This is a genomic window from Nocardiopsis xinjiangensis YIM 90004, assembly GCF_000341145.1.
Taxonomy (GTDB): Bacteria; Actinomycetota; Actinomycetes; order Streptosporangiales; family Streptosporangiaceae; genus Nocardiopsis; species Nocardiopsis xinjiangensis.
Genome location: NZ_ANBE01000032.1, coordinates 85,648 through 106,429, shown reverse-complemented (window position 1 = coordinate 106,429; position 20,782 = coordinate 85,648). Strand labels below are relative to the sequence as shown.

The 20,782-nt window shown below is 69.4% G+C and carries 15 protein-coding genes; 9 read left to right on the top strand and 6 right to left on the bottom strand.

Features of this window, described 5'->3' with window-relative positions:
* Positions 1-76 precede the first annotated feature (76 nt).
* Complete coding sequence (locus D473_RS0115875; protein ID WP_017610045.1) at positions 77-1,636, bottom strand: long-chain-fatty-acid--CoA ligase; 1,560 nt, start codon at positions 1,634-1,636, stop codon at positions 77-79.
* A 290-nt stretch (positions 1,637-1,926) separates the two neighbouring features.
* Here D473_RS0115875 and leuS point away from each other — a divergent pair, with 290 nt between their 5' ends.
* From leuS to D473_RS0115860, 3 genes are all read left to right on the top strand, one after another.
* Entirely contained in the window at positions 1,927-4,422 is a 2,496-nt protein-coding gene (gene leuS / locus D473_RS0115870; RefSeq protein WP_017610044.1) for a leucine--tRNA ligase, read from the top strand.
* A 92-nt stretch (positions 4,423-4,514) separates the two neighbouring features.
* Positions 4,515-5,129 (top strand): hypothetical protein, encoded by a 615-nt coding sequence (locus D473_RS0115865; RefSeq protein ID WP_241474804.1) that lies wholly within the window; start codon positions 4,515-4,517, stop codon positions 5,127-5,129.
* Entirely contained in the window at positions 5,126-5,755 is a 630-nt protein-coding gene (locus D473_RS0115860; RefSeq protein ID WP_017610042.1) for a hypothetical protein, read from the top strand. The genes D473_RS0115865 and D473_RS0115860 overlap by 4 nt, the downstream gene beginning before the upstream one ends.
* Positions 5,756-5,914: 159 nt before the next feature.
* On the opposite strand, the gene D473_RS0115855 is transcribed toward D473_RS0115860, so the two are convergent.
* The gene (locus D473_RS0115855; RefSeq protein WP_026127010.1) at positions 5,915-7,003 is read right to left on the bottom strand and encodes an alpha/beta fold hydrolase; all 1,089 of its coding nucleotides are present in this window, start codon (positions 7,001-7,003) and stop codon (positions 5,915-5,917) included.
* Between the two features lie 9 nt (positions 7,004-7,012).
* A complete protein-coding gene (gene lexA, locus D473_RS0115850) occupies positions 7,013-7,717 on the bottom strand; it encodes a transcriptional repressor LexA (RefSeq protein WP_017610040.1) in 705 nt (234 codons plus the stop codon).
* A gap of 576 nt (positions 7,718-8,293) precedes the next feature.
* Here lexA and nrdR point away from each other — a divergent pair.
* Positions 8,294-8,776 (top strand): transcriptional regulator NrdR, encoded by a 483-nt coding sequence (nrdR, locus tag D473_RS0115845; protein ID WP_026115817.1) that lies wholly within the window; start codon positions 8,294-8,296, stop codon positions 8,774-8,776.
* Positions 8,777-8,855: 79 nt separating this feature from the next.
* Positions 8,856-11,675, top strand: coding sequence for a vitamin B12-dependent ribonucleotide reductase (locus D473_RS0115840; protein WP_017610039.1), 2,820 nt, complete (start codon positions 8,856-8,858; stop codon positions 11,673-11,675).
* Positions 11,676-11,814: 139 nt separating this feature from the next.
* On the opposite strand, the gene D473_RS0115835 is transcribed toward D473_RS0115840, so the two are convergent.
* Positions 11,815-12,120 (bottom strand): hypothetical protein, encoded by a 306-nt coding sequence (locus D473_RS0115835; protein WP_017610038.1) that lies wholly within the window; start codon positions 12,118-12,120, stop codon positions 11,815-11,817.
* Between the two features lie 254 nt (positions 12,121-12,374).
* Between D473_RS0115835 and D473_RS0115830 the strand changes: the two genes are divergently transcribed.
* Positions 12,375-14,120: an SPFH domain-containing protein gene (locus D473_RS0115830; protein ID WP_026127009.1), complete on the top strand. Its 1,746-nt coding sequence runs from the start codon at positions 12,375-12,377 to the stop codon at positions 14,118-14,120.
* Positions 14,121-15,560 (top strand): SPFH domain-containing protein, encoded by a 1,440-nt coding sequence (locus D473_RS0115825; protein ID WP_017610036.1) that lies wholly within the window; start codon positions 14,121-14,123, stop codon positions 15,558-15,560.
* A gap of 15 nt (positions 15,561-15,575) precedes the next feature.
* On the opposite strand, the gene D473_RS0115820 is transcribed toward D473_RS0115825, so the two are convergent.
* A complete protein-coding gene (locus D473_RS0115820; RefSeq protein WP_017610035.1) occupies positions 15,576-15,773 on the bottom strand; it encodes a hypothetical protein in 198 nt (65 codons plus the stop codon).
* A gap of 197 nt (positions 15,774-15,970) precedes the next feature.
* The gene (locus D473_RS0115815) at positions 15,971-16,627 is read right to left on the bottom strand and encodes a hypothetical protein (protein ID WP_017610034.1); all 657 of its coding nucleotides are present in this window, start codon (positions 16,625-16,627) and stop codon (positions 15,971-15,973) included.
* Positions 16,628-17,324: 697 nt separating this feature from the next.
* Between D473_RS0115815 and D473_RS0115810 the strand changes: the two genes are divergently transcribed.
* Positions 17,325-18,020: a ribonuclease HII gene (locus D473_RS0115810; protein WP_017610033.1), complete on the top strand. Its 696-nt coding sequence runs from the start codon at positions 17,325-17,327 to the stop codon at positions 18,018-18,020.
* 213 nt (positions 18,021-18,233) lie between these two features.
* Positions 18,234-20,723: an AAA family ATPase gene (locus D473_RS0115805; RefSeq protein WP_026127008.1), complete on the top strand. Its 2,490-nt coding sequence runs from the start codon at positions 18,234-18,236 to the stop codon at positions 20,721-20,723.
* Positions 20,724-20,782: the final 59 nt, after the last annotated feature.

The following is a 20,782-nucleotide window of genomic DNA, read 5'->3' as shown; positions in this document are numbered from 1 at the left end:
AACGATCGGGCCCCTCGACCACCGCTCAGAACCCGAGAGGTGCGGTCGAGGGGCCCGTCGTCGTGCGGGGCTGCGCTCAGTTGCGGAGCTCGCGCTTGAGGATCTTGCCGGTGGAGGTCATCGGCAGCTCGTCGCGGAACTCGATCTCGCGCGGGTACTTGTAGCCGGCCAGGCGCTCCTTGGCCCACTCCACCAGCTCGGCGGCCTCGATGGATGCGCCGGGCTGACGGATCACGAACGCCTTGACCTCCTCGCCGCGGGCGTCGTGGGGGATCCCGATGACGGCGGCCATGCTGACCGCTTCGTGGGTCATGAGGACCTCCTCGATCTCCCGCGGGTAGACGTTGTAGCCACCGCGGATGATCATGTCCTTGGAGCGGTCGACGATGAAGTAGAAACCCTCCTCGTCGCGGCGTGCGATGTCACCGGTGCGGAACCAGCCGTCCTTGATGACCTCGGCGTTGGCCTCGGGGCGGTTGTGGTAACCCTTCATCACGCAGTGGCCGCGCACCGCGATCTCACCGACCTCGTCCTGCTCGTTCCAGTCGCCGTCGATGAGCTTGATCTCCACACCCCAGATGGGGCGGCCGATGGACCCGGTCTTGGCCTTGACCTTGGGGTTGTTGAACGAGACGACGGGTGAGGTCTCCGAGAGGCCGTACCCCTCCTTGATGCCGACACCGAAGGTCTTGGTGAAGTCCTCGGCGAGCTGGGCGGGCAGGGCCGCGCCGCCCGAGACCGAGTCGACGACGTTGCCCGCGATGCTTTCCAGGTCGTAGGTTCCCGGCTCGGCCTCCTTCACGGCGTTGAGCAGGCCCCAATACATGGTGGGCACACCGGCGAAGGCCGTCACGCCTTCCTTCTCCATGAGACTCAGGGCCTCGTTGCCGTCGAAACGCGGCATGAGCACCAGGGTCGCCCGCCGGTACAGGGCCGCGTTGAGCATCACCGTCTGCCCGAAGATGTGGAAGAGCGGAAGTACCGCCAGTGCCACGTCGCGGCCGTCCGGGTGCGTGTTGACCAGGCTCGCAGCCCCGACGGAGTTCATCATGAGGTTGTGGTGCGAGAGTTCGGCGCCCTTGGGGCGGCCGGTGGTGCCGCTGGTGTAGATGATGACCGCGGTGTCGTCGGCCTCGGTGCGCACGCTCTCGAACTCCGTGGGCTGTGCCTCGACGGCCTTCCACAGGGTCTCGGCGCCCTCGATCGTGGACTCGGTGGCACCGGGGGAGGCCGGCAGGTCGATGTAGGTCTCGCAGGCGTCGACCTGCTGGAAGGCCTCGAACGCGCGCTCGCCCAGCGGCAGGTCCGGCGATCCGGTGAAGGAGAAGAGCGCCTTGGCGCCCGAGTCCTCCAGGTGGAAGGCGATCTCGCGCGGGGTCAGGAGCACGTTGAGCGGCACGACGATCGCACCGGCCTTCAGGGCGCCGTAGTAGACGAACGGGAAGTAGGGCAGGTTCGGGCTGGCCAGGGCCACCCGGTCGCCGGGACGGACACCGCGGGAGACCAGCAGGTTGGCGACCTGGTTGGCGATCGCGTTCGTGAGCGCGTAGTTCAGGCGCAGGTCGCCGAAGACCAGGCATTCCTTCTCGGGGACGTTGCGTGCGCCGTCCTCGAGCACGACGGACAGGTTGAGCATGGGGCCTCCCGCATTGCGTGGGCCAGAGTGTGACCCTGGTCTCGTGTTCTGCACCACTTTTGCGGAAGAGTAACAAACCGGACGGTCGGTGTGGAGGGGTCGGTGAGGTCGTGACCCCACCGATACCGGATCCCGGCCGGCGGCGACCGGAGGCACGAGTGGGCGGCAGGCCCTGCGAAGACGGCGATCGAGGTTTGTCCACAGCGTGGGAATTGCTGTTCACGCTCCGAGTCACCAGCCGCTAACCTGAAGGGGAGTACCACCGGACCCGGCTAAGGAAACAACCAGCGATGACAGCGGTAGACGGCGACCAGACGGCGAGCGGCATCTACGACGCCCGCGCCCTCCAGGACAAGTGGCAGGCGCGCTGGGCCGCCGAACTCCCGTTCACGGCCAGTGAGGACCCGGCCGACGAGCGTCCCCGCTCCTTCGTCGTCGACATGTTCGCCTACCCCTCCGGTGACCTGCACATGGGGCACGCCGAGGCCTTCGCCATCGGTGACGTGATCGGGCGTTACCGCTTCCAGCGCGGTGAGAACGTCCTGCACCCAATCGGGTGGGACTCCTTCGGCCTGCCCGCCGAGAACGCCGCCATCCAGCGCGACAGCCGCCCCGACGAGTGGACCTACGCCAACATCGAGACGCAGGCCGCCTCGTTCCAGCGTTACGGCGTGGGTGTGGACTGGACCCGCCGCATCCACACCAGCGACCCCGAGTACTACAAGTGGAACCAGTGGCTGTTCAACCGCTTCTTCGATCGGGGCCTGGCCTACCGCAAGGACGGCCTGGTCAACTGGTGCCCCGAGGACCAGACCGTGCTGGCCAACGAGCAGGTCGTCGCGGGCAAGTGCGAGCGCTGCGGCTCCGACGTCGAGCGGCGCAGCCTCAACCAGTGGTACTTCAAGATCACCGACTACGCCCAGCGCCTGTTGGACGACATGGGCCAGATCGACAACGGCCGCTGGCCCGAGGAGATCCTGGCCATCCAGCGCAACTGGATCGGCCGCTCCACCGGCGCCGACGTCCGGTTCGCCATCGAAGGCCGTGACGAGCCCGTCACCGTCTACACCACCCGCCCCGACACCCTGTACGGGGCGACCTTCTTCGTCGTGGCCGCCGACGCCGAGCTGGCCGACGAACTGTGCGCACCCGAGCAGCGCGAGGCCTTCGAGGCCTATCGTTCCGACATCGCCAAGCTCTCCGACGTCGAGCGCCAGACCACCGAGCGGCCCAAGACCGGTGTCTTCCTGGGCCGCCACGCGATCAACCCGGTCAATGGCGAGCGTATGCCGGTCTGGGCCGCCGACTACGTGCTGGCCGGATACGGGCACGGCGCCATCATGGCCGTGCCCGCGCACGACCAGCGCGACCTCGACTTCGCTCTGGCCTTCGACCTGCCGGTGCGTGTGGTGGTCGAGACCGGTGAGCCCGACCCCGCCACGAGCGGCGTCGCCACAGCCGGCGAGGGCACCCTGCGCGCCTCCGGCCCCCTGGACGGACTGGGCAAGGACGAGGCGATCTCCCGCATCGTCGAGGTCCTGGCCGAGCGCGGTACCGGGGAGTCCACCGTCAACTTCCGACTGCGCGACTGGCTGATCTCGCGCCAGCGCTACTGGGGCACGCCGATCCCGATCATCCACTGCCCCTCCTGCGGGCTGGTGCCCGTGCCCGACGACCAGCTTCCGGTGACCCTGCCCGAGATGAAGGGGGCCGAGCTGGCGCCCAAGGGCATTTCGCCGCTGGCCGCTGCCAGGGACTGGGTCGAGGTCGACTGCCCCACCTGCGGCGGGCCCGCCGAGCGCGACACCGACACCATGGACACCTTCGTGGACTCGTCCTGGTACCCGTGGCGCTACTGCTCGCCGCGCCTGGAAACCGCGCCCTTCGACAGCGAGGCCGTCAACAAGTGGGGGCCCGTCGACCACTACATCGGCGGCAAGGAGCACGCCACGCTCCACCTGCTGTACGCGCGCTTCTTCACCAAGGTCCTGCACGACATGGGCATGCTCGACTTCACCGAGCCCTTCGCCCGCCTGACCAACCAGGGCCAGGTCATCAACCAGGGCCGCGCGATGTCCAAGTCCTTGGGCAACGGTGTCGACCTGGGCGAGCAGATCGACACCTACGGCGTCGACGCCGTCCGCCTGACGATGCTCTTCGCCGGCCCGCCCGAGGACGACGTCGACTGGGCGGACGTGTCGGTCGTGGCCGCCCAGAAGTTCCTCAACCGGGCCTTCAAGGTCATGGTCGAGGCCGGCCGGGGCACCCCGGTCGGCGCGGACTTCTCCGCCGGGAACACCGACCTGCGCCGGGCCACTCACCGCAGCATCGACCAGGTGAGCGCACTGGTCGAGGAGCGCCGTTTCAACGTCGCCATCGCCCGGTGCATGGAGCTGGTCTCGGCCGCACGCAAGGCCATCGACTCCGGTCCCGGAGCGAGCGACCCGGCCGTGCGCGAGGCCGCCGAGTTCATCGCCGTCACCCTGTCGCTCTTCGCGCCCTACATCGCCGAGGAGGGCTGGGAACGCATGGGCCACGTCGGCAGCCTCGCCATCGGCAACTGGCCCGAGGCCGACCCGGACCTGCTCGTGCAGGAGTCGGTCACCTGCGTCGTCCAGGTGCAGAGCAAGGTGCGTGACAAGCTGTCCGTGGCGCCCGACATCGACGCCGGCGAGCTGGAGCGGCTCGCGCTGGCGTCGGAGAAGGCACAGAATTTCATCGGTGACAAGCAGATCCGCAAGGTGGTCGTGCGCGCACCGAAGCTGGTGAACATCGTCGTCGGCTGACCCCGAGTGAGCGATGGTGGCCGCGTGCCGGGACTGTCCCGCACGCGGCCCCTCGTGGTCGGTCCGGCGATCGACAGGGAGGCGGTGACCGGTTGCGGGCAATCGGGACGAAGGACTGGGGCCGGGCCCTGCACTCACCCCGTGCGCGATGGGGCGCCATCGGTGGTGCTGCGGCCGCGGTGGCGGCGGTGGCCGTCGGTATCGGGCTCTGGGCCGCGAGCGGTACCCCCGACGAGCCCTATCCCGACGACACGTACGCGGCCGCGCCCGGCTGTGATCTGGTACCCGGCGAGGAGGTCGAGGACCTCCTGGGCGAGGCGGTGAACGACACCGACACGACCGGCCCCCTGCATGGGGGCGAACACACCTCCTGCGCCTGGACCACCCACGGGGCGGGGGAGGGCGGAACGCTCCGGGTGGGGTTGTCCGCACGGTTCACCGATCCTTCCGCCGACCCCCTCGTCACCGGGGACGAACGGACCGCGGAGTCACTCGGCGCGGCCGCGCCCGCGAACGGGGCAAAGGTCGACCTGCCCGGCGGCGAGGCCCGGGTCTGGTCCGGCCAGGTACCCGGAACCGTCGAGCTCGCCTACCACGTCGACAATCTCCTCGTCCGCATCTCCTACGCCGGCTACTCCGACGACAGCCCCTCCGAGGCAGAGGAAGAGGTCGTGGGATTGGCCGCCCGACTCGGGGAGGGCCTGTGAGCGCTCCCTACACCGGCCCTGTCCCCGAGGCCCAGCCCCAGAGCCGGGGCTGCGCCGTCGTCGGGATCGTGGCCGGTTCCCTGGTGGTGCTCGTGGCGACCGCGCTGACCGGGTGGTACGTGCTCGGCAACGGTTCCGGTGACACCGGGGAGTTCGAGGCGGCGCCCGAGTGCGCACAGCTGCAGAACGCGGTCCTGGACGAGCTCATGCCCTCCCACGCCTTGGAGACGGAGGAGCAGATCGGCGGTGCCGAGGCCCCCTTCGGTGCTGGATGGCAGTGCCGCTGGGCCACCCCCGAGGGGCGGGCGGTCGCGGTGCCCGCGTTCGCCTCCGCGGTCACCGTTGCCGCGCCCGAGCCCAACGGCCGGGAGACCGCGGCGGGCACGCTGCGGGAGTCCGCCTCCGGACGGGAGACCCACGAGGTCTCCGGGCTCGGTGACGAGGCGCTCGGCTGGACCGAGGAAGGTCCCTTCACCATCGGGTGTGTGGCCACGCGTGTGTCCAACCTGTACCTGGAGACCTGCTACAGCGGCGCTGCGGACTACGAGGCGCAGCGTTCGGCCGATGAACAGGAGATCCTGGACGCCTCCGAGGTCCTCGCCGAAGCGTTCGTCGAGGACCTCTGACCTGCGTTCAGCTCCCTCGTCCTTCCCCCGTGCCCCGGTCCCGGCGCCTGCTCGGGCCGTGTGTGCAACGGCCCGAGCACCAAGACCTCCGGGGCATGGCGCCCTGGCCCGTACCGGTGCCTCACGTGGGTGTGGGCGTGAACGGTCGGGAACCCCGGCTCACCACGCCCGTTCGATGAAGGATTCCAGGGCCGGGGCGACGTCGGGGGAGAAGGGCCGGTCCTCGTCGACCGCGGGCCTGGTCGAGTCGTCGTCCTGTTCGCGGAAGATGTGGCCGGTCTCGGGGAGGTCCACCCGCTCGACGGAACCGTCCTCGCCGGCGCCCCCGTCCTCGAAACCGGTCATGAGCTCGTCGACCCCCTTCCGGGAGATCTGTGCGTCCTGCTCACCCCACAGCACGAGGGAGCTCGTCCCCCGGGGCAGGTCCGCGGCCAGCTCCGCAGGAACCAGTTCGTCCAGGAACGCCAACGTCTCGCGGTTGCCGGGGCCGTACAGGCCCGCCAGGGAGGGGGCCGTCTCCTCGGGCATGGGCCGGTCCGCACGCAGCGCGGCGCGTACGGCCCGCGCGTCGGACAGCAGAGTCAGGGCCTCGGCCTCGCCGAGGTTTCCCATGGCCTCTGCGGCGCGCACCTGCTCGGTGAGCTGGCGGTCGACGATGTCCAGGTAACGCTCCCCGGGCGGTGCGGCCAGCACCACGTCGGGGGAGGAACCGGGGACCAACTCGTGCATGCGCAGGGCGTACAGGGCGCCCTCGCTGTGGCCCAGCACGAGGGTGCGTTCGGGGTCGACCTCGGGCTGGTCCACGAGGAGCTCGTAAGCGGCGGCGGCCTGTTCGTCGAAGCTCTCCGGTTCCACCGGTTCCTCGGGATCACGGTCGCCGAGCCCGGTCTCTCCGCTGCCGAGCTTGTCGTAACGCAGCGTCGCCACGCCGGAGTCGGCGAGCAACCGCGCGAAGTTGAGGTTGGTGTCGGCCGCGGGGCGCATGTCGCTGTTGCCGTCGCGGTCGGTGGGGCCGCTTCCGGAGATGATGAGCGCCCCCGGCACGCCCTCGGCATCGGGCCCGGGCAGGGTGAAGGTTCCGTGGAGCTCGTCCTCGCCGGTGGTGAACTGCACCTCGCGCTCCTGGCCGAGGCTCCCGGGCGGGTCGGCCGGAGCGTCGGCGGGTGCGCACGCAGTGGTCAGCAGCAGCGCTGTGGCCCCGCCGACGAACCAGGACAGAGAGGGCGTAGGTGTGGACACAGGACCCACGTTATCGCCTCAGACTCGGCGCATGACCGTGACCACCTTGCCGAGGACGGTGGCCTCGTCGCCGTGGATGGGTTCGTAGGCGTCGTTGCGCGGCATGAGCCAGACGTGGCCGTCGTCGGCGCGGTTCAGCACCTTGACGGTGGCCTCGTCGCCGAGGAGCGCTGCCACGATGTCTCCGTTCTCCGCGTCGGCCTGCTGGCGGACCACCACGAGGTCGCCATCGGTGATGGCGGCGTCGGTCATGGAGTCACCGACCACGGTGAGCATGAACAGGCGGCCCTCGCCCACGAGACGGCGCGGTAGGGAGAGCAGGTCCTCCACGGACTCCTCCGCGAGGATCGGCCCGCCCGCGGCGATACGTCCGACCAGCGGCACGGTCACCCGGTGTTCGTCCTCGTTCTCGGCGGAGTTCTCGTCGCGGCGCCGGACCTCGACCGCGCGTGGCCGGTTCTGGTCACGGTGCAGGTACCCCTTGTTCTGGAGCACCTTGAGCTGGTGGGCGACGCTGGAGGGGCTGGACAGCCCCACGGACTCGCCGATCTCCCTGATGGAGGGGGGAAAGCCCCGGTCGCGCACATAGCGCTGGATGCAGTTCAGGACGGCCTGCTGGCGGGCGGTCAGTCTCGGCGCGGGGGTCGTCTCCGCGCCGGAGCGCCCGTCCACGGGTGCGAGCCTGTTGCTGCTGTCCACGGCTGTGGGATGTTCCTCCGGCACGGCCGGGCCTCCTCGACTTGGGTCGGATCATCTCAAGATTAGTCGTTGCGCACGGTGATTTCAAACAAGCGTTCGACTGCGTTCGGGTAGTGGCCTCGGTTTTCGTCGGAGGGTGCGCGCTCCTGCACACGTGTTTACCGGTTCGTGCGCGCGCGGGTGGTGCGAACGCGGGAAGAACTCGTCTGTTTCTGGTGTTGTGAGCAGGTGCCCGGGCCGGTGTGGGGCGTGTCTCCGGTCCTTTCCAGGGGGTGCGCAATGCCTGCTGGGCAGGGGTTCCGGCGCGCCGCACGCTTCGGCCGGGGCGGCTCGTGAGGGGTGTCGACGTTACCCTTGGGGGTGGTGTCGGATCGCCCCGAAGGTCGGCCGAAACCCCCCGTTCTCCCAGTTCAGAAGCTGTCCCGTGGGCAGTCGTGTCTTCATGCGTGGAACACGCGACCGCCAGGGTTGCGGGAGTGTCCGCCGGGGTCTAAGTTCGACCACAACATCTGGGGTGGCCTTGGTGGTCACTGGCCCAGAAGTTGTGGTTTAGTGGGACCAAGGGGCGTTGTTCCGGGTGTGGGAAGCAGGTGTTTCGGGGTGCATTGTCCGTTTTGCCGCCATCCAGACACTCGGGTGATCGACAGCAGGTCCGCCGACGAGGGCGCAGCCATCCGTCGTCGCCGTAACTGTCCCGTCTGTGAGCGCCGGTTCACCACGCAGGAGAACGTCCTGCTCATGGTCGCCAAGCGCTCCGGGGTCACCGAACCGTTCAGCCGCACCAAGATCATCGCCGGGGTGCGGCGCGCCTGCCAGGGACGCCCCGTCTCGGAGGACGCTCTGGCCCAGCTCGGCCAACAGGTCGAGGAGGAGATCCGAGGCCGCGGGCTGGCCGAGGTACCGGCCAACGAGATCGGTCTGGCGATCCTGGGACCGATGCGTGACCTGGACGAGGTGGCCTACCTCCACTTCGCCAGCGTCTACCGCGGTTTCGAGAGCCTCGCCGACTTCGAGACCGAGATCGCCAGCCTTCGCGCGGACCGTGAGGTCGGGTCCGCGTCCGGCGACAGCACCACCGGGTAGCGCCATACCCGCCTCGACACCATGGACGCCGCACGGCAACAACGACCGTGCCCACGAAGTATTCCGGGGAGACTCCGCAATGACGGAAACCACCAGCGGACCGACGGGACGCAAGGGCAAGGGGGGACGCAAGGGCCTGAAGATCAAGCGAGTCTTCACCACTGAGGGGATCCACCCCTACGACACTCTCGAATGGGAGCGTCGGGACGTCGTCATGACCAACTGGCGTGACGGCACGGTCAACTTCGAACAGCGCGGCGTGGAGTTCCCCGCCTCCTGGACGATGAACGCCACCCAGATCGTGGCCAGCAAGTACTTCCGCGGCGCCATGGGCACCCTCGAGCGGGAGTGGAGCCTCAAGCAGCTCATCGACCGCGTCGTCGGCGTCTACACCGAGACCGGCCTCGAGCACGGCTACTTCGCTTCCGAGGACGACGCCGAGATCTTCGACCACGAGCTGAAGTACGCCCTGGCCCACCAGTTCTTCAGCTTCAACTCCCCCGTGTGGTTCAACGTCGGCACCACGTCCGCGCAGCAGGTCAGCGCGTGCTTCATCCTGTCGGTGGACGACACGATGGAGTCGATCCTCGACTGGTACAAGGAAGAGGGGATCATCTTCAAGGGCGGGTCCGGCGCGGGTGTGAACCTGTCCCGCATCCGCTCCAGCAAGGAGCTGCTCTCCTCCGGCGGTACCGCCTCCGGCCCCGTCTCCTTCATGCGCGGCGCGGACGCCTCCGCCGGCACCATCAAGTCCGGCGGCGCCACCCGGCGGGCCGCCAAGATGGTCGTGCTCGACGTCGACCACCCCGACATCGAGGAGTTCGTCGAGACCAAGTCCCGCGAGGAGCACAAGATCCGTGCCCTGCGCGACGCCGGGTTCGACGTCGACCTGGGCGGCTCCGACATGTTCAGCGTCCAGTACCAGAACGCCAACAACTCGGTGCGGGTCTCCGACGCGTTCATGCGTGCGGTCGAGAGCGACTCGGAGTTCGGCCTGACCTCCCGCACCACCGGCGAGGTCGTGGCCACCGTCGACTCCACGAGCCTGTTCAACCGGATGGCCCAGTCCGCCTGGGAGTGCGCCGACCCAGGTATCCAGTACGACGGCACCATCCAGGACTGGCACACCAACCCCGAGACCGGCCGGATCTCCGCGTCCAACCCGTGCTCGGAGTACATGTCGCTGGACGACTCCTCCTGCAACCTCGCCTCGATCAACCTGCTGAAGTTCCTCCGTCACGACGACACCTTCGACGTCGAGGCCTTCACCAAGCTGACCGAGCTGGTCATCACGGCGATGGACATCTCCATCACCTTCGCCGACTTCCCCACGCAGAGGATCGGCGAGACCACCCGCGCCTACCGTCAGCTCGGCATCGGTTACGCCAATCTCGGCGCCCTGCTCATGGCGACCGGGCATGCCTACGACTCCGACGGCGGCCGTGCGGTCGCCGGCGCCATCACCTCGCTGATGACCGGTACCGCCTACCGCCGCAGCGCCGAGATGGCCGGTGTCGTGGGCACCTACGACGGCTACAAGCGCAACGAGCAGGGCCACAAGCGGGTCATGCGCAAGCACGCCGCCGCCAACGACGACCTCGTGACCGTCGGGACCATGGAGCGCCCGATCCACGCCGCGGCCACCCGTGAGTGGGCGGACTGCCTCAAGGTCGGCGAGCGCAACGGTTGGCGCAACGCGCAGGCGAGCCTGCTGGCCCCCACCGGCACCATCGGCTTCATGATGGACTGCGACACCACCGGCATCGAGCCGGACTTCTCGCTGGTCAAGTTCAAGAAGCTGGTCGGCGGCGGCTCCATGCAGATCGTCAACCAGGCCATCCCGCGCGCCCTGACCAACCTCGGTTACCAGAACGAGCAGATCGAGGCGATCGTGGAGTACGTGTCCGAGTACGGCCACGTCATCGACGCTCCCGGCCTGCGCCCGGAGCACTACGAGGTCTTCGACTGCGCCATGGGCCGCCGCTACATCGAGCCCATGGGCCACGTGCGCATGATGGCCGCGGCCCAGCCGTTCCTGTCCGGGGCCATCTCCAAGACGGTGAACGTGCCGGAGGAGGCCACGGTCGCCGACCTCGAGCACATCTACTTCCAGGGCTGGAAGCTGGGACTGAAGGCGCTCGCGGTCTACCGGGACAACTGCAAGGTCGGCCAGCCGCTCTCCACCGTCAAGAGCGAGGAGAAGGGCCGGGAAGAGCCGCAGGCCGTGGAGGTCCCGCGTCCGGTGCGCCGCCGCCTGCCGAAGAAGCGCCCGAGCGAGACCACGTCCTTCTCCGTGGGTGGAGCCGAGGGCTACATCACCGCCGGTTCCTACCCGGACGACGGCCTGGGCGAGGTCTTCCTCAAGCTCGGTAAGCAGGGCTCGACCCTGGCCGGGGTCATGGACGCCTTCTCCATCGCCATCTCCATCGCGCTCCAGTACGGGGTCCCGCTGGAGACCTACGTGGAGAAGTTCACGAACATGCGGTTCGACCCGGCCGGCATGACCGACGACCCGGACATCCGGATGGCCCAGTCGGTGGTGGACTACATCTTCCGCCGCCTGGCCCTGGACCACCTGCCCTACGAGGAGCGCGCCGCGCTGGGTGTGCTCTCGGCCGCCGAGCGCCAGGCCCAGCTCAACGGGGAGGACCCTGCGCAGCTCGCCGCGCAGGTGGAGTCCTACGCCCAGTCGGCCGCGCCGTCGCAGGAGTCCTCCGCGTCCGAGAAGAGCGCCGAGCAGAGCACCGAGGAGGAGCCCCCGAAGGCCGTTGCGGAGGTCGGTTCCTCGGAGGGGTTCATGGCCGACGCCCCGCTGTGCATCACGTGCGGCACCAAGATGCGCCCGTCCGGTAGCTGCTACGCCTGCGAGGGCTGTGGCGCCACCAGCGGCTGCAGCTGATCGCCCGCCGGGGCGTCCGCCTCACGCGGACGCCCCGTTCGTACGGGGGACCGGCCCGGCGGCCGGTCCCCCGTACGCAACCGCACCGCTTCCGCCACGTCCCGGTCATGTCGCAGGACCGGCCGCATCGCGGGCCCGGTCAGGTCCCGCCGCGTTCGCCCGAAGCCACGGCCGCGGCGGCGGTCGCGGCGGCCGTGCTCAGAACGGCGGGCCAGGCACCGATCTTCTTCGCCAGCGGGTGCGACAGGCCGAAGGCCGCCAGGTAGGTACCGGTCACCGCGACGGCGGTCCCCACACCGGAACGGCGCCGGGCCGTCTCGAAGGCGGCCGCGCCGAAGACCGCGAGCACTGCACCGCCCAGGGGCCGGTTGCCGGTGGCACGGGCGGTCGAATAGCCCCCGATGAGGCCTGCGGTGGTCAGGGCTGCGCTGGATACTGCGGGCATCGGTCTTCTCCTCGTGGCCGGGGGTGCGACCCTCACGGTCGTCACGTTCCGACGTTAACGGGCCCCGCCGAGGGGCTTGTATGGGGCCTGCCGCTCACACCGGGGCCCATACCTGGGTTTCGGACCGACCCTGCAGCAGAGTGGGGGAGGGCCGGTTCCGGTTTTTGGCTATACGATGCGCTCTGACCTGGAACCGTACCGGTGAACGATGCGTCGGAACCTACAGTTCCCCATCTCCGTAACGAGGAGTGTCCATGTCCTTTGCGCAGACAGTGCGCGGAGCGGCGAGCGCGGTGGCCCAAGGCGAGGACCCGCGCGAAGCCGCGACCCAGGCGGCCCAGCAGGCCGCGGGTCAGGAAGGAGGGCCGCCCGGAGAGGACGGCCTCGACCCGCGGGACTTCGTGGCCGCCCGCGACCAAGGTGCCTCGGTGGGCACCCGCATCGAACAGCAGACCACGTCGCTCAACAACGCCGGCGAAGCGATCAACAGCAGCTCCTACGAACGCGGTTCCGACGGTCCGGTACACGTGATCTGCCCCATGGTGATCCCCCGCGGGCGCACGTTCGTGACCATGCTCCCGGCCCTGGCCCTGGTGGCGATCGGTGTGATCGGGCTGTTCACCGTGCTCATCCCGCAGGCGATGATGGGCCAGGGCAACCCGCTGTTCAATCCGTTCTTCGGGGTCCACTACTGGCTCATCACCGTGGCCGTGGCCGCCTTCATGTGGTGGCGCCAGGGCATGGTGATGGTCCCCGAGGGCTGCGAGGCCATCGTCACCCGTTTCGGTAAGCGCGAGAACAACTACGCGCCCGGCCGGGTCACCCTGTTCAACCCGTGGAAGCGGGTCTCCTACATCGTCAACACCGCGCGCGAGTACCCCTTCAACGCGCCGATCCGCGAGGCCCCCACCAAGAGCGGGGTACAGGCCTCCATCGACCTGTTCGTGCAGTTCCGCATCGAGAACGCCACGGACTTCGTCTACACGCTCGGCGGTGTGCACGGTTTCCAGGAGAAGCTCAGCAACGCCATCAGCGAGACCACCCGCAGCCTCATCTACGAGCAGGAGGCCTCGGCGATCTACGACATGGTCGGCGAGAGCACCCACGGACTGGTGGAGTCCCTCAACCGCCAGTTCAGCGGAATCGTGGTTCTGACCAGTGCCAACATCACCCATGCCGAGCCCTCCAACCAGGAGTACCGCATGGACCTGGCCGCACCGGAAATGGTCCGTGTGGCCAAGGACGCCTACACGTTCGAGTACGAGCTCCAGCTCCGCAAGGAGCAGAACGAGGGTGACCTGAACAAGGAACTGGCCACCCTCAACGAGACGCTGTCGGCGATCCAGGCCGACATCGCCCAGTACCAGGCGCAGATGGACACCGCCCTGGAGCGCGAGACCAACCGCGCCAACGCACTGGCGAGCCAACGGTTCGTCGAGGCCGAGTCGGAGGCCAACGCCAACGCCGCGCTCCTGCAGGCCCAGGCGCTGGACATCCGGGCGGTCAGTGCGGCCGAGGCGCCCGAGATCCTCAACTACCGCTTCCGCGAGGACGTGCTCACCAAGCTGGAATCGGTCGCCGGGAGCCTGCCGCAGGTGCTGCGGATCGGCTCGGGCGACGAGGCCAGCGTCGACTACCTGCGTATCGCCCAGGAGATCATCGGCCAGACCGACTCGGTGCTCTTCTCCGAGCAGGACATGGCCGACATCCGTGGCCGCTTGGAGGACATCCGCGGCCGCATCTCCGACCGCGAGCAGGAGATCAACGCGCTGGTCCAGGAGGCCGAAGAGCCCCAACAGGGTGGGGAGGAGGCCGACGAGACCCTCGTGGAGGAGATCCGCCAGTCGGTCTCGGAGGACGCCCTGGAGGAGCGCATCAGCCAGGAGGTCGAGCCCCAGGGCTCCGATGAGGCGGGAGCCACCGGAGACACCGGCCGGCCCCCGCCGGCGCCGTGGGAACACGGCGGGCAGGGTCCCGACACGAACCAGGGAGGTCAGTAGATGAGCCGGCCCATGAACAGCGGTAGTGGCTCCACCATCAAGGAGTCCCTGGCATCGTGGAGCGATCTGGCCGGATTGCTGCGCGGAGGTGACGGCGGAGCGATCGTCCCCGTGGTGATCCCGCGCGACAACCGGGGCCTGAAATGGATGGTCCTGGTCTGGTTCGGCCTGTTCGCGCTCTTCTCCGCGCTGATGATGGCGATCGACGTCGCTGCCACCGGCTCCGTGACCTATGCGCTCCTGACAGTGCCCACGATGCTGGCGGGGCTGCTGGCGATCATCGTGGCCGGCCTGTGGTGGTGGCGCGGTTCCATCGTGGAGATCGAGGAGGGCACCCACGGTGTCCTCACCAAGTACGGGGCTGTCGTGCGGGCCATCGAACCGGGCCGCCACTACCTGTGGCACCCGTGGGCGAGGGTCGACTTCGTCGTGGACACCCGCACCGAGATCCCCTACACCGCGCCGGTGCTGGCCTGCCCCACACGGGAGAACGTGCCCCTGAAGTCGATCGAGTTCTTCCTGAAGTTCCGCATCATCGACCCGGTCCGGTTCGTGAAGATGATCGGGGCCAGCAACTTCGACCTGGTGCTCTCCAGCGCGGTGCAGGATGCCATCCGCCAGCGCAGCAGGCAGGTCAACACCGAGTCCGCCCACGACCTGCGCGGTTCGAACGTGGAGGACATGCGGCGCCTGCTCAACAGCCGGCTCGAGAAGTACGGTGTGACCATCACCGGCTGCAACATCCCCGACGTGCAGCTGCCCAACCAGTACCAGCAGCACCTGGCCACCCGGGAACGGGTCGCCAAGGAGCTGGTCGCCTACGAGCAGGAGTGGGGGCTGACCCGCAAGCGCCGCATCGACACCCTCCTCATGGACATCGAACGTTCCAAGAAGACCCGGGACGCCAAGATCGTCGAGGTCAACGCTTCGTTGAACAAGGCACGCAAGGACGTCGCCCAGATGCTCCAGGAGCAGGAGACCGAGGCGCAGAGGGTGCGCTACGAGATCGAGACGAAGGGCCGCGCCGACCTGGTGGCCGCGGAGAACGAGGCCAAGGCGCAGCAGCGTCTGGCCACGGCCTACCGAGACAACCGTGCGGTCCTGGAGTACGAGTTGGCCCGGCGCCGCCTGGACGTGGGATCGTCGCTGGCCGGGAGCGCCCCGCGGCCGGTCGTGGTGCAGACCGAGCCGGGCTCCGGTGACGGTTCGACCCTCTCGACGCTGCTCACCGCGCAGCTGCTGCCACGTGTCATGGACGGCGCGCCCCGTTCGTCGACGGGCTCGGCCCACGAGCACGGCTCGGAGGCCTTCGACGCTGCGCGGGGCTCGGTGGCCGCTGCGGCCGAACGCCAGCAGCGCATGTCGGAGGACTACCAGCGCCGACAGCAGGAGGCCATGAGCCGGCAGTTCGAGCAGGGCGAGGGGTACGGGCGCCGCTGAGGCCGCCCGTTCTCGTCAGGCTGTCGAAGCCAGGGGGAGGGAGTCGTAGCAGCTGCCGAGGTCGATTCCGTTGCGGGCTGCGAGCTCGACGAGGTCCTCGACCTCTCCCGCCTGGGAGGTGGCCAGGTCGTCGTCTCCGATTGCGTGGGCTCTACGCATGGCGGTGATCGCGTCGTGGATGCGCAGGTGCAGGGTGAGCATGAACTCACGCATGTGTGACTCCCTCTGGTTCGGCTTCTCAGCCGGGGGATGGGAGAGGACTCGTTCCTCTTCCGGCTCGTCGCTCACTTCTTATCGGGCGAAGGTGAGAGCCGTGTTGGAGAACGGCATCGAGTCGTCAAGGAGAAGGTAAGAATTCGGGCCCCGGGTCGGCTCTCGACCTCGGGGCCCGTAGCTGCGGCGGGGGACGTTCAGTGGGCGACCCAGACGTACCAGTCGCCGGTCACGTGCTCGTAGATCTTCGAGCCCTGTCCGGGGAGGAAGATCCCGACGGGGATCTCCTCGTTGCTGTGGGCCAGCCCTGCCGGTGAGGCGAGGCCGGCGCCGTCGATCTCGTAGTGGGTGATGTCGTCCTCCACAGAGACACTGTGCAGCTGGTAGAGACCGGTCGTCTCGTCGTTGCGCGGGATCGTCGTGGAGCCGTCTACCTGTTCGCGCAGTTCGGCGAGCTGATCGGTCGAGGCCTGCACCCGCATCTGCAGGGGCACGTCGGCGACGGCCATCCCGATGGCGACCGCGGCCACGAGCGGCGCGGAGATCCAGCGCAGCCAGTAGTAGCGGATCATCGGACGTGCGATGGCGAGTGCGATCCCCAGGCGCAACGCTCCCATGCCGGCCAGCAGCAGGCCGGCGATGAGGCCGAAGAGGAAGGTCGGCAGGTGGCCGCCGGGCACGCTGTCCTCGTACAGCAGCACGGCCCCGACCACCGCGCAGGCGGGGATGTAGAGCCGTCCGGGCGGACGCGAGGCCCAACTGATGAGCCGCCTCCCCCAAGTGGGCTTGTCGGAGAGCTCCATCAATTTGGCCACGGACCCCTCAGGGGTCGGGCCGTAAGGCTCGGCGGACATGGCGCACTCCCAGGCGGATCCGTGTCGTCGGGACGCACCCGTGCAGAAGACCCGTCGGGTCACCGGGATGCGTCAGAGTTCGGAGGGCCGACGGTACTCGGCCCGCCCCACAGGATAGAGCAGTGGCGGTGCGTGTTCGGGGCGACGGCGGGAAACCGCGCGGTCTTTTGCCCGGGACCCGCCCGGATGTCGGTCTCCGGCCCGTGTCCGTGTACGCGGGGGCGAGGCCGGGACGAGGCGGCCCCAGGACCATCTTCCGGGCGCAGACACGATGAGTAGGCACGCTGCCGGCACCGGCGCTCGTGCCCCGACCCGAGAAGGGGGCGAGCTCGGCCGAGGCCGGGTGAGGCGGACGAGCAGGTCGCGGCGAGCAGCGGGTCGGCCACCCGTGTGAGCAGCCCCATGGCGAAGGCGACCGAGACGGCCACGAGCAGTGCCGGAAGGGCGGGGGAGAGCAGGCCGAGCGGGTCCGGTACCGAACCCGACCTGTGTTCGCCGAGCTCGCTCTCACGCCCGCGCAGCCCCAGAGCGTCATGGGTGAAGGCACGACCGGGGCCGCCCCGGACCAGGGCGCAGGCCGCGTCGTGCAGACGGCCCCGGCCCCGCAGGACCGGGGCTCGCCTCCGGGCGCGTATTGCGGGCATGCGGAGCGCGCGGGACCGGTCGCGGGCCACGTCCGAGGCTTTAAGGTGGAGGCGTGCCGACGACGACCCCGGAGCCCGCCCCCGCGCCCACCTTCGAGCTGGAGGAGGAGCTGCGCTGCGGCGGGGCGCGTGTGATCGCGGGGATGGACGAAGTCGGACGCGGAGCCTGGGCGGGCCCCGTGCTCGTGTGCGCGGCGGTCTCCGGGCCGGTCGACGGCGTCCCCGCGGGCCTCACCGACTCCAAGAAACTCACCCCCGTCCGTCGCCGCGAGATCGCCGCCCTCACCGGCCCTTGGGTCACCGACCACGCCTTCGGCTGGTCCCCGCCGGCCGAGATCGACGAGGTCGGGATGACCGAGGCGCTGCGTCGCGCTGCCCACCGTGCCCTGAACGGGCTCGGCACACGCCCCGACGCGGTCGTCCTCGACGGCCGCCACGACTTCATCGGCCGTCCCTGGGCGGTGCGCACCCAGGTCAAGGGCGACCTGACCTGTGTGAACGTGGCCGCCGCCGCGGTCCTGGCCAAGGTCGCCCGCGACGCCCACATGGCCGATCTCGCCGAGGACCACCCCGGGTTCGGGTTCGAACGCGGCGCCGGGTACCCCTCGCCGACCCACCGCGCGACACTGGCCGAGGAGGGGCCCACGCCGCATCACCGCATGACCTGGTCCTATCTGGACGCTCTGCCCAAATGGCGGCACCTGCGCCGGACCCGGCCCGCACCGGGTGGCCAGATCCCTCTGCTCTGACCCGCCCCTCGCGGGGGACCGGAAACGACACGCCGTCCCGCACTGGACATCCGCTCCTGGTTGGCGCAAGGCTTACCCGGAGGACCGGGGCGTCGAACCGCCCGTCGCCGCCACCCCGAAGGACCCTTCGGCGTAGTATCCCCCGACACAGCCGGCCCGCCCCCGGACCGGCCCGGTCGACCGCCCACTGACCCCCATCAGGAAGGGGCACGGATGACGCGCGAGCCGCGCTCGGCCACCGCGGCGCAGCCCGAACGGACCTCGCGGTTGGGCCGCTTGCGCCTGCGTTACCACGCTCTGCCGCTGAGCAGACGCCTGGTCGCCGCGCTCCTGGTCTGTTTCATCGCCTCCTTGCTCGCCCTGATCGTCGGGTTGTCGGTCCTGGGCACGCTCACCACGGTCGTCGTGGTCCTGGTGGCCTTCCACGCCCTCATGCGGTCCATGGACGCCTTCATCACCGTCGTCGTCTCGGTGCTGTGGCTCACCCTGTCCTCCCTGCTCTTCCAGATCCCCCTCGGGGGCAGTCCGCTCGTCCTGTTGCTCCTGCCGGTCCCGATCCTGGCCGTCCTCGTGGCCGGGCGCGTGCGCGAGTATCCCGTCTGGCACACCACGACCCTGGCGCTGACGGCCGGCCTCCTCGCCGGGTTCTCCCTCGCCCTGCTGTGGATGATCGTGCGCGGGCTGAGCGGCGACGCCGACGGCCCTTTCCCTGCTTGGTGGACGATCGCCCTGGTCTATCTGGCCGCCGCCGGGTGCCTGCTGTGGCGCCTGACCTCCGCACGCCGGATCGAACGCGAGGCCGACGAGGCCCGGGAGAAACGCGAGGCCGAACGCCCGGACCCCGCTGCGGCCCGCACCACCGGAAACGACCAGAGGCGCCAGGCGCACCGACGCGAAGACGCATCCGCCACGGAACGCCAGGGCCAGGGTCAGGGCCCGGCCGCGTCCGCCTCCGACGACGAGCCGGTCCCCGTCGACCAGGCCTTGGCCGAGCTCGAGGACATGATCGGCCTGGACCCGGTCAAACAGCAGGTCCGCGGGCTCGCGGCCTCCATCGAAGCGGCCCGCCTGCGCGCCGACGCCGGCTTCCCCGTCGAACGCCCCCTGCGCCACCTGGTCTTCTCCGGCCCGCCCGGGACCGGCAAGACCAGCGTCGCCCGCACACTCGCCACGGTTTTCCACTCCTTCGGGCTGCTGCCCAGCGCCCAGGTGGTCGAGGCCCAGCGCGCCGACCTGGTGGGGGAGTACCTGGGTGCGACCGCCATCAAGACCAACGAACTCGTGGACCGGGCCCTGGGCGGGGTGCTCTTCATCGACGAGGCCTACTCCCTGGTCAACGAGGGCGACGGCCAGAAGGACCGGTTCGGTAACGAGGCCGTCCAGACCCTGCTCAAACGGGCCGAGGACGATCGCGACCAGCTCGTGGTGATCCTGGCCGGCTACGCCAAGGAGATGGAGGAGTTCCTGACCACCAACCCGGGTCTGGCCTCGCGCTTCGCCACCCGCATCACCTTCCCCAGTTACTCCTCCGACGAACTCTTCCGTATCTCGGAGACCCTCGTGCACCGGCGCGGTGACACCCTGGACGGCGATGCGGCCCGGGCGCTGCGGCGCGGTTTCGACCAGGCGGTCAAGCGCGAGGTCGTCGACGAGCTCGGCAACGGCCGTTTCGCCCGCTCGGTCGTGGAGAAGGCCGCTCAGGCCCGTGACGTGCGTGTGGTCACCTCGGGTGTGGAGGACGGTGCTCCGGCGTCCCGTCCCGAGGCCGAGGACCTCATCACCGTGCGTGCCGCCGACGTGCGCACCGCTTACACCGAACTCACCGCGCACCTGGCCGGGTTCGGGGAGTCGCCCGACATCGAGGAGGCCCTGGCCGAGCTGGACGGCATGATCGGCCTGGACCCGGTCAAGAACCAGGTGCGTTCGCTCGTGGCGCAGCTACGGGTGGCCAAACTCCGCGAGGAACAGGGCCTGGTCAACCAGCCCCCGATGCGCCACTTCGTCTTCACGGGCCCGCCCGGAACCGGCAAGACGACCGTGGCCCGGGTCCTGGGCCGGGTCTTCTCCGCCCTCGGGTTGCTGGGCAAGGCCGACGTGGTCGAGGCCCAGCGCGCCGACCTGGTGGGAGAGCACCTGGGGGCGACCGCGCTCAAGACCGACAAACTGGTCGACCGCGCGTTGGGGGGCGTGCTCTTCGTCGACGAGGCCTACTCGCTCGTCAACCCCGGTTACAGCGGCGGGGACGCGTTCGGCCAGGAGGCGATCCAGACCTTGCTCAAGCGGGCCGAGGACGACCGGTCCCGGCTGGTGGTGGTCCTGGCCGGCTACCCCGCGGAGATGGAGCGTTTCCTGAGGTCCAACTCCGGTCTGGCCTCCCGTTTCGACGTGCGTGTGCGGTTTCCCTCCTACAGCCCCGGGGAGCTCACCGAGATCGCCGAGACCGTGGCGGCCCGGACCGGTGACACCTTCGACGAGGACGCGCTCGCGGACCTGCACAGCATCTTCGGCCACGTGTGCGGTGACGGCCTGATCGACGAGCTCGGCAACGGACGGTTCGCCCGCTCCCTGTTCGAGAAGGCCTGTTCGCACCGGGACCTGCGGGTGTCGCAGGAGATCGGGGAGTCGGCCACCGCCGCCGATCTGACCCGTCTGACCAGTGAGGACGTCCGTCTGGCCTACGGCGAGGCAACGCAGGGGGCCTGATGGGTGTTACCGGCGGTAAGTCCGCTGAGGATCCGGTGTGACGTGCTGCTATGGTCCTC